Here is a 13,746-nt window from a genome sequence, read left to right on the forward strand (position 1 = left end):
GACTGTTCAATGGCTAAAAAAATGATTATCAAAGGTGTAGGTACTTTTATGGCTAAACGCCTTCCCAAAGATCCGATGGGCGAAATTGAGGTAGTTACCCTGGGTACCCTGCAAGATCTGAAAATTGACCTTAACGTGGAGCTTGAGGACATCTTTGGTGGCGACGGTCTGTTCGCCATTGATGTACTGGTGAAGTCCAAATCGATCGAAGTATCGGCAACAGACGCCAAATTCGATCTGGATGCGATCCAGCTGATGATGGGTTCAACGGTACAAGAACAAGTGAAGTCTTATGTATGGGTGCTGAATGAGCAGTCTACAGTGGCTGCAGGTGTATCCAATTCTGGATTTGCTGAAGCCAAGCCGAAATACGCAAGTACAATCTATGACAAGAACGGCGGTATTACAGTTCGTCTCAAAGATTCCAACACGTTGCTGAAACAACTCAGCACCAAAGGAATGGCGGTGGCACCTAATGCGTTCTTCTACGATGAAGCGGAAGGTGTAGTCATTCTGAATGCTGCCCATATCGACAAGGAGATTGTACTGAACTACAAACGTGAAGAAATTGTAGACATGGTTGATCTGTTGGTTGACGAAGTACCATTCCCGATCTCTGTCATTCATCACGGTACGTTCCAGCAAAAAGATGGTTCGTATGCAGGTGTTGAAACCGAGCTGTACATGTGCCGTGCAAAAGGAACATTCAGCATCAATGCGCAGCGCGCTGCCGCTTCTGCATCTGCAATCTCCTTGCAGATTCTTGATCCTGAACGTGCTGACGGAAAAATCGGCAGTATTAAACGTTTTAGTGCACCAAGCAAGATCTAATATCTAAATAAGGTTGATTGCTCCTGGCAAGGTATCAAATGGCATCTGTGTCCTCCCCTTCACAGAGCCTTGCCTTGCCAGGTTCTTTATTATATGGGGGAGAATGTCCTGGGGAGGTCTTTAAATTCATGGAAACAGAACAAGAAAAAGCCGAGCGTGAACTTGCGGAAAAGCTGAATGAGGAAGCGGCGAAACGAATCAAAGATGATCCGGAAAACAAACGGGTTACTCCGGAGGAAGTGGAAGCTGCTGAGCGTGCATTCTTTGAAGATGATGAAATTATTACGCTGCGGGATCGACGGAAATATCGTATTCCGCCATGTAACCTGAAGGATGCCCGTCGTCTGATGAAGTTACTGAAGACGGTGAATATTGATGCCATTATTCTTAACTTCATTCCGACTGAGAATGATGAACTGGACGAAAAGCGGCAGCAGGATTTATTTGATGTATTGGCAATGGCGTTCAAAAATTATCCTCATATCGTGACCAAAGACGAGCACGGTGAGTATATCATCAATCGAGAATATCTGGATGAGTATCTTGATCTGAACACAGCTCGCAAAGTCATTGATATGCTCATAGGGCTCAATGGTTTAAAAAAGTAGAACGCACTGAGGGGGAGTCTTTGGAGGGAACCGAAATCCGTGATACGGAAACACAGGAACCCGTTCACTGGGGAGAAATCTTCTTCACCCTCCATAAACACTGTGGGCTGAACAAGTGGGAGATTTGGGAGTACACACTCCCTCAGGTTGCGGAGCTGTGCAAGTCAGCCGAGAAATATATTCAATTTGAAATTGAACTTATGACAGCACCTTTCCGCATGTTCGGTGGCGGTGGAGGCGAGGAAGTCGAAGAAGATGGCACCGTCAGACGTAAAAGAACCTTCAATGATGAGGATTACACTGAGATATCAGAAGATGATATCGGTATGCTTGCACAAGCGCTCGGAGGATAAGAGAGAGACATCCCGTTTTGCCTAAATGCAGGTAGAACGGGATTTATGCATAAAGGCGGTGATTCTTTTGACTGAAACAGAAGGACAAGGAGATAAACATTCCTTAACACAAGAAATATTAACGGATATGGATCAATTAACTGGACAAAACGCAGCGCTGAAAGGGAGATCCCCTTCAGGTGTTAGCACGTTGGTTAGACGTGTGGAAACAATCAGAAGTGATATGCAGTCGCAAATGATTGAAACGCTGACTACTGATTTGGAGCACTTTTATCGTGAAGCTTTCAGTGAAATGAAGGATGTGTCGGCAGCTGGATCACAGGAGTTGTTAGACTCCGTTATGAATATGATGAAATATATTTCATCAGGTGAAACCAAGGGGTATTCATCAACACTACTCAAGAAATCCCTTGACTCGTCGCAACAGATGGATCAACAGATGACCCGGGCCAACCAGAATTTCGAGCTTAGATGGTCTGGAACATCGGATGATAGTAGGCAATACACACAAACGGGAACAGTTAAAAACCTGCAACGAATTGCACTGCAACATGGTATGGACCAGGAAGATGTAGGTCTTGCCTATCGCATTGGTTCTCGTAATTATGATCATGCATCTGAAGCTGTCGCGTTTGCTGAAGAAGTAGCCAAGCTGCATTCAGCGGGCAATACAGATGTAGAACAGATGGCAACAGGTCTGGAAGCTGTTACTTCGGTACGGGGAAGCAGTGGCTTTGATCTGTCCCAAGTCACAGACATGATGATCAGGGCTTCAACGATGTTGGATGTCGGCATTCAGGACTTGATGGATATGATGCGTCAGACCCTTCCGATGGCTGGTAACATTGATGGAACGCTTGCACAAGAGGATGCATTAGCCAACTGGATTAGTAAGGCAGCTATGTCGGTTCAGGCAACCGGAGATATGGCTCCGCAGCAAGCTTTTGCTTCAAATCGAGTCATGTTCGATCTTCTTGCTGAACAATTGAAGACTGCGGATGCAGAAGCGTCGATTCATCAGCGCACCGGTAGTAGAGACAACCTTCAATTCCGACAACGAGAGATCGAAATCGCATTTCAGATTGCAACACATGAGGCGATGCAAGGGTTGAAAGAGGAATTTGCCGAGCTGGGCGATTATCTTATCGCAGTCATGCGGTTAATTGGAGATCGTACGGGTGGCATTGTTGATCATATGGAACTGCTTAACCGAATTATGGATGAAGTCGGTGTTCAGGTTGCGTGGGACAAGTTCGGTGAAGTGATGAATGAAGGCGATCAGAAACAGTATGCTACTACAAAATCAGAGCCGGGGAAAGTCGGAAATACGGGAAGCGATGTTCCCGAGCGACTTGGAGTCACGGATGTGCAGCGTGCTGGTGTAACGCAGGAAATGAGCAGACAGCAGAGTCGTTTACAGACTCTGGATCATCGCAAAACAGAAATTCAAAGCAGGGCCGCAGCCAAGCAAAATGATGTACTTCAGGCTCGGACTAACCGAGATCATCAACATGAAATGTACAATCAGGCTATACAAGATGGGAATACAACGGCTTCTTCCGTTCATGCGGAAGAACGTGACGAAGCTGAGAAGCGAGTCAAAACGTATAGTCGAGAACTTCTTCTGTTGCGAGAAGAGATGCATTCTCTCGATATTCAGATCGCAAAGACGAAGCGAAGTCTTGAGTTTCTAGGACAAGAACTGGATGACACGAGTAGAGCAATGATGCAACTTGAACACCAATCTAGAGTTTTGATGATGGCGATGGATGACATGGACCTCGATGCGGTTGAACTACGAAATAAGTTGTATTTTCTAAACGCTGAGTTTCAATACGGTTCAACCGATGTTCAACGGTACGAATCCGAGATCCAGAAGCTACGTAAGCAGTCAGCTCTATTGAATGATGTTCTCTCCACACTGAGAACCGAAGTCAATGAGTTAAATGCTTCTTTTAGACAGGGCATGATTGATGCTACAGCATACATATCCAAACTGAGAGAACTCGAACAGGTTCAGCTCGCGAGTATGATGAATGGCTCAGGTGGATTGCTAGTTACTCCTGGTATTGCGGGAAGCGTTGGAGCTGGCACAGAGGACGAGAAGAAAGATTCAGCAAACAAACCTTTTATAGAGAGACATCAAGATCTTATCAATGATGTAATCAAGGATATGGCGACATCAAAGATCGAGGAAGTTATGGATTTCGGTTCGGATAAAAAGAAGGACAAACCTAAGAGGAGAGGATTAATTCAAAGATTCAGGGATATGAAGGAAACCGGTAATCGCAAAGCCTTTTTTAACAACGATGCACCTATTCGTGACTCAAACGGTAATGTACTTAGAACTCAGCAGAATAGCAGTGGAACCGGTAATCAGATTATCACTCAGCGTGAGATTAATGCTGAAAGAGTGGCACGGGGTGAGAAAATACCCGGTAAACTGGCGAAGCTAGGTAAGTTAGGTAAGTCCATACTGAAACCGCTAAAAGCCGTTCCTTATCTTGGCATGGCTATGACTGCTGTAGATGTGGTATCCGGTTTAGTTGATCCACTGAGTAATATGGGGAAGTCGGAAGCGGAGAAGCAGAGTATTCGTGCAGCGAATAAAGAGGAACTGGCCAAGGATTTTAAAGATATGGAGCAGTCTTCATTTGTAGGCAAAGTGTGGAAAGGTCTTAACCTTGGGATGGACGCAGTTGTTAAGGGAGGAATCAGCAGCCTATTTGGTAACAATGCTACCAATAACAAATTTGGGGATTACAAAGAAGGATTCAAGGCTTTATGGTCGGAAGATGGCGGCGATGCAGTCGAGAAGAAACTGGCTAAAGTGTACAACTATGAGCAGGAGAAAAAAGAGGCCCAGATTCAAATGGATAAAGAGTCTGGGAAGCCGCCTGGGGATAAAACACAACAACAACCGCAGATACAATACATTCAACCTCAAATGCAGTACATACCTGCTGCGGGCGGAATAGGCACTATTGCCAACGGTTATACGCCTCAGCCACAGAGTAATGGCATTGATGAAATGATCGCCAAGATTAATCGGCAGCTTAATAAATCGACAAGTGATAACGAAACCAATTACCAAGTCACTCGATCCCGTCTGTTGATTAGTGGTGTTCGCGAAGATTCTGGTCAGATGCGCGCGCTAATGGAGAAATATTTGCAAGAGAATATCAAGTTCTTCGATAAGGCCATCGCAAGTTTACAGAAGACGTACGATAAGATGGCTGAAGGCAAGGAGAAAGACGAACTGGGCTTGGAGATTAATGAGAAGAAACAGCAAAAGGCTCAATCAGAACTTGAACTGAATGGTGTTAAAAATAGCCAAATTGATGAGTTGAAACGCAAGATGAGTGACCAACTGGAGTTAACACAGATGGACTATGACAAACGAATGTATGATCTCCTGGCCGCCAATGGTGGTAAGGAAGATGCACCGGAAGTTGTAGCATTGAACAGGGCTCGTGCCCAAGAGATGAATATCAAGATGAACGATTACAAGCTGCAATGGAAAAACCTTCTGAACAACGGGGGGTTCAACGTTAACTCGGATGAGTATATGACGGTGCTTAAAGAGATTAGCTCCATTGGAGTGGAACAGTCTAAGAATTTGGCCGAAATCAGTAAAAAAATGGAGAAACCGGTATCCACATTCAATATTCCGGCAGGTCTTAAGGTTATGGATTACTTTGACTACATAACGACGAACAATACACATAAAAGTGTGATGGTTGGCTCGGGTGATGTCACGGTTCACGTGAACATCGACAATATGACAGGCAGCACAAAAGATGTGGAGAGACTGACATCTACGTTGGACAAGACACTACGGCAGAACAGTCCTGGAATTGCAAATCGAATGTCAAGCAATGTTGGTGCGAGAATGGGAAGTAATCATATCTTCAGATAAAATAGTTAAGGAGGGCATCTGATATGACTCAGCAAGACCCGTTTGGCTTAGTTAATGACCGGTATAAAAGAAAGCTGTTAGTAGATACAGGCATGAAGTTCGAGCCAGTGAACGGAAGAATTATTGATCCGTACTCTTCACCTTCGCCCAATCCGCAAGTGAGGGAAATTAAAATGATTAATGCTCCCTCGCATTTTCATCAGATGGGCGTATCTTCGTACAAGGCGATCATTAACATCCTGTTTAAAGATAAGCAATCCTATCACGACTACGCCATGTACGTAGGCTGGACACACAAATTTTATGATGAGAAGGGCAATATCTATGTTGGTGTAGTAGAATCCATCAAAGTGGACCCTATTTTCTACCATCAGGATACGATGGATAAAGATCAGAAGGGGTACAAGGTCGAATTGACCATGACCCTGATCAAAAAAGATGGATATGACCGTAAGAGTGCAATACAGTTTCAGGATTTACAGACGACCGAAGGGAAGGATCACTGGGCAAGAGATTCCATTGAACGCATGGCTGATTTGGGGCTGACGGTTGTAACACAATTGGATGGCACCCCAATTCTATATTTCAGACCGGAAAACTATATAACCAGAGCAGAGTTTGTTACTTTCCTGATGCGCACCAAGCGTCTGCTGGAACGAACAATTCGAGAGTAGGGTGACCTACTCTCTTTTCTGTCTATTCTAAAGATAGGAGGTGTTTATCATACGAAAATGGGTTGATGTAAACGAAGGGGACTGGTTCTATAACGATGTTATGGAAGCCACGAATATGGTTTTGGAAGATGGTGAAGTCTTTGTGGCCGGGATCAACTATAACAAGTTTGAGGAAGGCAAGCCTTTTGTATATGAGGAAGTCAAAGGGAAAGCGGGGCAAACCTCATTTAGTCTGCCTGTGCTGATTAAACCGACAGATGACAATCCACTGTATGTGTTTATTGATGGTGTTCAAACGATCTATCAAACGGCTGAAACCAATAGTAAGGGATTAACCGATGTGGAGTTGTATACCGGTGTGAAAGCAGGTCAGGTGGTGTCCTTTTGTAGTTATGGAGAACCGTTGCTGGACAGTGCTTGGAAAAGGCCACCTGTGTCCTGGACTGGAGATCTGCCCAGAGCTGTACTTAGTGCAGCGACAACCTATTTCTACGATCCATTTAGTCGTAATCATCAGGAATATCTGTATGCAGCAGGCCAGCCGCTTCGCAGACTCAGTATTCCTTCCGAGGTATGGGCAGACACCATGGGAGATGCAGAGGCGGTAACCAAAATTGCAACAAAGGCAATTGGTTACCGAACGGATGTATATTGTATCAGCCCGGGGGGCTCGGTGTTTCTTCCTTTTAATCTGAACGGTGTTACCTGCAAGTTCAATTATTGGACGAAGAATAACAAGTTCATGAGTGAAAATATCAAAGCCACAACCCTCAAACCAGCATACAACAATTGTTTTTTTCCTAATGCCATTATACAGCGTGGAGAAGCATTTCATCTGATTAACAAGTTACGCAAGGTGTTCTATGCCAGATTTACGGACAAGGAAGCACCAACGACGGAGCTTAATCAAACCATTTCTGCTTTTCAAGGGCAACGGGTGTTTAGACTTAACGGCAATTATCCGGCAGGTAAAAAGAAACTTAAAGTTACAGTGAAATTCAAAGAACCAAAAAAAGATAAAGTCCAAGAAACACCGGGTTATTCGGAAATTGACAACCATACGGTTGTTTTTAATCAACCTTTGTCAGAGGGCGACGAAGTGACGTTCTATTATCTCAAAGGTGTGAGCGAGAGGTTCGCAGACGTCGGCAAAGATTCAGCCATTTTTTATCGTGACAAAGAGGAAAGAGTCGTACAGAACAAGGATGCCTTCTGGAAAATAGCTGTCTCGGAAATGGAAGACGAAACATTTGCGAACAATGATCCACTAATTAATGGAATTCCTATCAATAACAAGCTGGATGGTGCAGCAATAGTAACAGATATGGGGAGACCTACAAATGGCACAGAACAGGCAGAGGTATGGTTCCTTGGAAATTCTGCTATGACTCGGGCTGAAGCCGCAGCTTTCCTGGACCGATTCATGAAATGGACCATTGAGCGATTCAAGTAAGGGGGAGATTACAATATGATTCCAATTTCGGATGAGGTTATGAATGTGCTATCCCAGCGTCTGAAGCTGGGGGAAGGGGCGCTTCCCAATATCCGTGTCGAAGTAGATCGGTTAGCATTTATCCCTGGACGGACGGAAGAGTTCAGGCATATTGTAACCGAGCAGGTACCCATCATCAGTACAGAATCCGTGTGGGTGGATGAGTCGAGTAATGGTATATATAACGGTTCGACTCAAGCGAATACCCAGGAGATTTTTTTTCCGGTTAAGGGTAAAACATTTTTCACGATTAAAGTTACAGATAATTTTGGTGCAGCCAGAGATGGCGGTTCTCGAAGTCATCGAGGCATCGATTTGTTTGATGAGATTGGAACGCCAATTCTGGCTGCTTGGTCAGGAAAGGTAGTTCGAATATCCCAGAATAAAACAGAAGGTGCTGGTAATGCCGTAAATATAAGACATGCCAATGGTGTAATCACCAAGTATTTTCATCTGAAAGAAATTCTCTGTTCGGTGGATGATGAAGTAGCTCAAGGTGCTGTCATTGGAACACTAGGCAATACGGGCGGTGTATATACCGGTGGGCATAAGGTTTCCGCGGCTGAACGTGCAGCGGGCAAGGGAAGACATCTACATTTTGAAATTTGGGAAGGAGTCAATCCAACAACGAGAACTGGAGAAGGTGGTAAGGCAGTTAATCCTGAATTGTATTTCAAGGGACAGCGCAAGTTGCACGGAAATGCGAAAACAACATTTACTGATGTAAAGCCGGTTCAAGTCGAAGGTTATCCCGGAGAGATTAAACTGAATGAGAAGTTCGACAAACGAAACTGGCATGAGAAAAACGTTTATACAACCGGATTGAAATTTTTGGATTATGCCAAGATTGAATCGGGCTGGACTATGTTTGATTCAGGAGGCAAGTTGCTGTATACGTTTGAAGGCAAAGCTGCTGTAGCTGAATTCGAGATTAACGTAACGAAACTGAGTATGCCGACGCAAGGGCTGCTTAGTATTGGAATGGGGACTAATTTTAGTGAAGCGGAAGGGGATTCTTTCGCTGTGGTGATTGATGGTAAAACGTATGCCTATGTCAATAAGTTTAACGGGGCATATGATCTTACCAAACTCACGGAATTAAATAATATCGTGGTTCCTGCAAAAGCCAAGAGTATCAAAATTAAGGTGACGTATGGGGGCAAACAAAACCCCACTATCCCAACCGGGTCTGTTCCTGCTTCGAGTAAGAAGTATAAAAAGTTCGCCATCGATTATATTCGCATACAAGAGTTGTTGCCTGCTCCGTTGAAGAATCAAAAGAGTGAAGAAGGGCTCGATCCGTCTAAAGGATATTATCAAACGAACAGCTACGGAGATTTTATCAATAATAGAAGGACAGAGACGGATGTTATTCAGGTCGGGTCTTTTGTCTATATGGACACGCAGGTTCTTCATAATATCATTAGTGCCGAAATCGATGATCAGTTTGATTCTGAAGCCCGGGAGGCACGGCTGACCATCTCGAATCCGAGAGGATTCTTCTCCCCCGATTATAATCCTGCTCACTTTCCTGAGCTTGGGGGCGTACCGTCTCCATGGTCTTATTTCGCAAACGGATTCCATATCGGGGTTCTGAGTGAAAACACACCGATACGCATATATATGGGATATGGTCAGCACATGATGCGGGTATTTACGGGACTGATTGACAAGGTGGATATCAATGGCGAAGGCTCCACGCTAGAGATCACGGCTCGAGATATGTACAAGCGTATTATCGAGAAAGTCATTTCTGAGAAAAAAGCCTATCCAGAGGTAGATGAGATTGATAATGTGCCAGATCCATTGCCGTCTGCAGCAGTTGGCACGGACCGGACATCATCCATTATTCAGGCTGCACAGGCCCAAGCTGCGACGTATGGTGTACCTGATCATAAGTTTTTGCTTGCGATATGCAGGCATGAGACCGTTCTCGGAACACAAGGTAAGGGCAAAGATGAGAACGGCAGCTTTATTCTTGGATATGGTTGCCCTAGTACAAGTGCTTGCAATCCTCTTTACAAGGGAATTCAGGAGCAGATGAAGCGCGGAGCAGAACGGATGTCCAGAGCACTGGCTTCCAGAGGGAAAAAAGTGACTTCAAAAGCCGATGTACTTTATTTCCACAATGGAGGAGACATTGCTCCGATGACCTGGAGTCAGGATCGGGAGAATTGGGTGGACAAGGTATGGACCAATTATCAGGAGATGCTTGCAGACCCAGCAAGCTGGACCATTACAGCAACCTCCACTCCCGCAGTTACACCAACACCAGCTCAGCCTGTAGAATTTGAAAAGCCGGCCTGGGTCAAATCAACGGTTGTACTAGATCTGGTTAAACATGCAGGTATGGTGGGTTGGAGGGCAACCAGTGAGGATCGCTCTTATCCTGACTACGTGATTGACGAGACCTATCTGATTGAGGTGAACCAGAAGACGGGTAGGGTCATTGTCCCGGTACCAGGTCAAGAAGGTGAGTTTGAAGTTAAGGATGCAAGTACAGTGCTGACACCGAACGGATGGCTTAATCCATTTATTGAGGAGTATGGCAGGACGTTTGAGCAATGGTCAGCCAAAGTTACGGAGGCCGTACAGGAGGTGATCTCGGAGATTCCGTATCGAAGCTACTGTGACCGTTATGGTACATACCGATTGGAGCGCCTGAATTATGACAAATCGGTCGTGGCAGAGTTTTCCGAGAATGACAATCTGATCTCCATTACCAAATCCACGGATTGGTCCAGAGGAAGAAGCCACATTGTTGTTATCGACTCGAATGATAGTCAGAGCAGTTTCGTAGACAAGGAGATTTTGCTCGAACTCAAAGGAGAGATCCGAACCATGGTGCTGGCCGTTCCTTGGGCGAAGACGGTTGAAGCCAAAAGACAGGTGGCAGAGCGAGCTTTTTTTGATATGAAACGGATGTGCCGTACGCTACAGGTATCCATACCTGCGAATCCTGCGCTTGATCTGCTCGACAACGTCATTGTGACGGATAAAACGACCACCACACGAGCTGTATATACGATTAAAAGTATTAAAACCAGTTATTCGGTTGACCGTGGCATGTTACAGGTCATTGATATGATGTGGGCAAGAAAGGGAGTGATGGTGTAATGGCCGGCATTGTGAATGAAAATATTGTATTTCCCGTGCTGGATCTAATCCACCGGGAGCTTCGCAAATATAGCAGTATCTGCAATTCGAATGTTTCTCCTCTTGAAGGTGAGCCTTCTGTTACATTATATCGGGAGCACATGCAGGACCCGGACAGGGTGACTGGAGCAGACCTCTTGTATGAATCGGCATGGAAGGTTTCGATCTGGATGAAGTTCGGCTCAGAGGATGAGGAAGACTTTCCTTCCGGAGTGGGCTATTCCCACCCGGATTATGAGTATTACAAGTATTTCAGGCTAACGCAGGTGACGGCCCGTACATATGATCCGAGTGGAGAGTCGATGTTCACTTACAATATTGGTCTAAATTATGATGACGAAGGACGCTTAACTGGAACGAGCGTAAGTCGTATATAACATGTAGGAGGTGGTTCCATGGCATTTAATGTATCTTACATCGCGGGTGGCGTCATCGACAAAGTGCGCGAGCTGCCGTACCCACACTTCAGTAAAAAGACGATCCCGTTCATTCGGGGACAGATGTTGGACATTCCGGCGGCGAAGACCACCAAGTCTGATACGTTCACCTTGGCGTATGACACAGAGTTTCTGAGCATTGCGTTTGCTGCGAGCCACTATTGTGTCGGCGATTACTGGGAGCTGATGATCGGGACGGAGAAGGTATGTCATACCATCTATACGAAGGAACTTCCCGAGTCGGTTTCCATGGGTAACAGTTTCGGAATTGTCTACCCGATTCCGGCGGGAACGACCATCAAGTTTGACTTCTTCAACGCGGTGGCTGAAGCCAAGTCGGTCTGGTACAACATCAAATTTTTGAGATAAGGAGGGTGACGATGGCACAGACAGTACCATTAACGAAATTCAGTGGATTCGTGTCAGGTGAAAGTAAAGCAGAGGATATTATTTTCAATCTGGCCGATGCCATTGTAGGCGCGAAGATTCCATCTGCAGATGGTTCGGATGTAGGAAATAAATGGAAAAAAGTCTACGAGTCCATGTCAGATGTGTGGGTGACTTACAAAGAGATGACCCGTACGGGCGTGCAAGGAAGATACAAGCACACCGACGGTAAGTTGTATGATGTATTAAAGATAGCTACGAACTTACCGAGTCTGACTAAGACTCAAGACGATGCTTCTTTAGTAGATGAAGAAGGGTTCCTTTATGAGGTAAGTTCAAATTATGGTAACAATTTAACGGGAAAGAAGATTCAAGTTGTTTCATTTGAGTACATTGATAGCGTAGGGATAACTCAGTCTGTAATAGTGCCAGGAAGCCTTGTAGTAATACTTCCTGAAGCAAATTCTCAGTGGGGATCAAAGGTTTATCTTGTAAAGCAAGTTCATGTAAAGAAGAATGGTATGAAGGTTGATAAACTTGACTGGAATGAATTTGAATTGCTTACGGAACTCCCGAAAGATTGGGATTATGCACTAACACAGTCGGGATATAAGTTCAGAGTTGAGAAAAATAGATATATAGTTAATGGTTATTATAATTATTCGGATCAACAGCCCATTCTAGCGGAGAAATACACTTTCACAGAACGATACTATGTTGCCGAAAAAACCAGTTTCACTACACCAAAGGTTGTATTAAAAGCTACACCTGATGTACCAGAGGGGATTTCCTCTCGGGATTACTTCATCATGTTCACTCAGCCTCAGAATTTTGCGGGCGGAGATTATAATTACTTTGACTGCCAGCATGGTGTAGGATTTGTAGGCGAATTAAGCAAGGGTGATCCGTCAGCTACATACAAAGGCATCTGCAGTCCTTCAACCGTATCACCTGGGTCAACACCCGTGGTGGTGGATCAGACAGCAGCAGAAGCGATGTACGAGCAGTGGAATGATCCTGAAGCAACTAAATTGTACACGCCGCCAACCATCACATGGGACAAGGATTTCGATGGTGTTACTGAACTGATCAGTCCGGCTTCCCATTTCTTTTATGGTCGTAACTCTACCGTAAAATGGTTGCCAAACAAAAAACGGAGACCGGATTATCTGGTAGCCTACCATATTTCAGTCAATAACGACCGAGCTGCGGTTGTCATTGAAGGAGATCCTTCTCCAAATATTCATGGATATTACCGAAGTTTCGGTTATTTTGGAAAAATCGTACCTTTCAATGACCATGATCATATTGGCAACTTTGGTTTAACCGTAGGTATGGGAGACTTAAAACAAGATCTAACAGGATACACAAAAAATGAAATCCGAACGGATTTGAATCCGGACAAGTATGCGCAATACGGAGAGTATACTTCGAACGGGATGGACTCGGTATCTCTTCTTCGAACTCGAGGTAACGTATTGTATCAAGCTCATTATCCAGCATTTATTACCCAGCTGCCGAATTATCCCGATGTTGGAAGTATCCCAAAAGAACTGTCTAAACTAGTGTTAGACAAGGACGGTTTCCAAAAGTCACTATGGACTGGGAAATACCATGCAAGTCCAGTCTATCTGGTGCACCAAGCAGAAGGTTATCGGGGTTATATGGATGGGGTTGTCGCGATATATGATCAGAATCTCGTTAATCTGGATGAACTGATTGTAGATACGGAGATTCCCAAAGATAATAATAACCCTGCAGCTGGTAATTGGACGGAAGTGTACAAATTTTTCAGTATCAAATCACCGATGAATTTTTTCAAGCAGTCGCCTGCTCCTGACCTGGTAACGATTGCAATACTTAAGGAAATTAAATAAGGAGGATTAACA

At 44.7% G+C, this 13,746-nt stretch carries 10 protein-coding genes; all 10 read left to right on the top strand.

Annotation, left to right across the window (positions count from 1 at the left end; genetic code table 11):
• Positions 1–9 precede the first annotated feature (9 nt).
• The 10 genes from HF638_RS21885 (at position 10) to HF638_RS21930 (ending at position 13,734) form a co-directional block, all read left to right on the top strand.
• Positions 10–831: a hypothetical protein gene (locus tag HF638_RS21885; RefSeq protein WP_169482050.1), complete on the top strand. Its 822-nt coding sequence runs from the start codon at positions 10–12 to the stop codon at positions 829–831.
• 128 nt (positions 832–959) lie between these two features.
• A complete protein-coding gene (locus HF638_RS21890) occupies positions 960–1,439 on the top strand; it encodes a hypothetical protein (protein WP_076331342.1) in 480 nt (159 codons plus the stop codon).
• A 20-nt stretch (positions 1,440–1,459) separates the two neighbouring features.
• The gene (locus HF638_RS21895; protein WP_211175732.1) at positions 1,460–1,792 is read left to right on the top strand and encodes a hypothetical protein; all 333 of its coding nucleotides are present in this window, start codon (positions 1,460–1,462) and stop codon (positions 1,790–1,792) included.
• Positions 1,793–1,859: 67 nt separating this feature from the next.
• Positions 1,860–5,711, top strand: coding sequence for a coiled-coil domain-containing protein (locus HF638_RS21900; protein ID WP_169482051.1), 3,852 nt, complete (start codon positions 1,860–1,862; stop codon positions 5,709–5,711).
• 23 nt (positions 5,712–5,734) lie between these two features.
• Positions 5,735–6,385 (top strand): S-layer homology domain-containing protein, encoded by a 651-nt coding sequence (locus HF638_RS21905; RefSeq protein WP_169482052.1) that lies wholly within the window; start codon positions 5,735–5,737, stop codon positions 6,383–6,385.
• Positions 6,386–6,500: 115 nt separating this feature from the next.
• Positions 6,501–7,838, top strand: coding sequence for a hypothetical protein (locus HF638_RS21910; RefSeq protein WP_169482053.1), 1,338 nt, complete (start codon positions 6,501–6,503; stop codon positions 7,836–7,838).
• Positions 7,839–7,853: 15 nt separating this feature from the next.
• Positions 7,854–10,994 carry a M23 family metallopeptidase gene (locus tag HF638_RS21915; protein ID WP_169482054.1) on the top strand — a complete coding sequence of 1,047 codons (3,141 nt, stop codon included), beginning with the start codon at positions 7,854–7,856 and terminating at the stop codon, positions 10,992–10,994.
• Positions 10,994–11,410: a hypothetical protein gene (locus HF638_RS21920; RefSeq protein ID WP_169482055.1), complete on the top strand. Its 417-nt coding sequence runs from the start codon at positions 10,994–10,996 to the stop codon at positions 11,408–11,410. Before HF638_RS21915 ends, HF638_RS21920 begins: the two co-directional genes overlap by 1 nt.
• 18 nt (positions 11,411–11,428) lie before the next feature.
• Entirely contained in the window at positions 11,429–11,839 is a 411-nt protein-coding gene (locus HF638_RS21925; protein ID WP_169482056.1) for a hypothetical protein, read from the top strand.
• An 11-nt stretch (positions 11,840–11,850) separates the two neighbouring features.
• Entirely contained in the window at positions 11,851–13,734 is a 1,884-nt protein-coding gene (locus HF638_RS21930) for a hypothetical protein (protein ID WP_169482057.1), read from the top strand.
• Positions 13,735–13,746: the final 12 nt, after the last annotated feature.

The organism is Paenibacillus sp. SZ31 (assembly GCF_012912005.1).
GTDB lineage: Bacteria > Bacillota > Bacilli > Paenibacillales > Paenibacillaceae > Paenibacillus.

Bases quoted from the DNA above. Each gene is read 5' to 3' on its own strand.
- HF638_RS21910 (WP_169482053.1), top strand. From the start codon at position 6,501: ATGGTTTTGGAAGATGGTGAAGTCTTTGTGGCCGGGATCAACTATAAC.
- HF638_RS21890 (WP_076331342.1), top strand. From the start codon at position 960: ATGGAAACAGAACAAGAAAAAGCCGAGCGTGAACTTGCGGAAAAGCTG.
- HF638_RS21915 (WP_169482054.1), top strand. From the start codon at position 7,854: ATGATTCCAATTTCGGATGAGGTTATGAATGTGCTATCCCAGCGTCTG.
- HF638_RS21930 (WP_169482057.1), top strand. From the start codon at position 11,851: ATGGCACAGACAGTACCATTAACGAAATTCAGTGGATTCGTGTCAGGT.
- HF638_RS21925 (WP_169482056.1), top strand. From the start codon at position 11,429: ATGGCATTTAATGTATCTTACATCGCGGGTGGCGTCATCGACAAAGTG.
- HF638_RS21885 (WP_169482050.1), top strand. From the start codon at position 10: ATGGCTAAAAAAATGATTATCAAAGGTGTAGGTACTTTTATGGCTAAA.
- HF638_RS21920 (WP_169482055.1), top strand. From the start codon at position 10,994: ATGGCCGGCATTGTGAATGAAAATATTGTATTTCCCGTGCTGGATCTA.
- HF638_RS21905 (WP_169482052.1), top strand. From the start codon at position 5,735: ATGACTCAGCAAGACCCGTTTGGCTTAGTTAATGACCGGTATAAAAGA.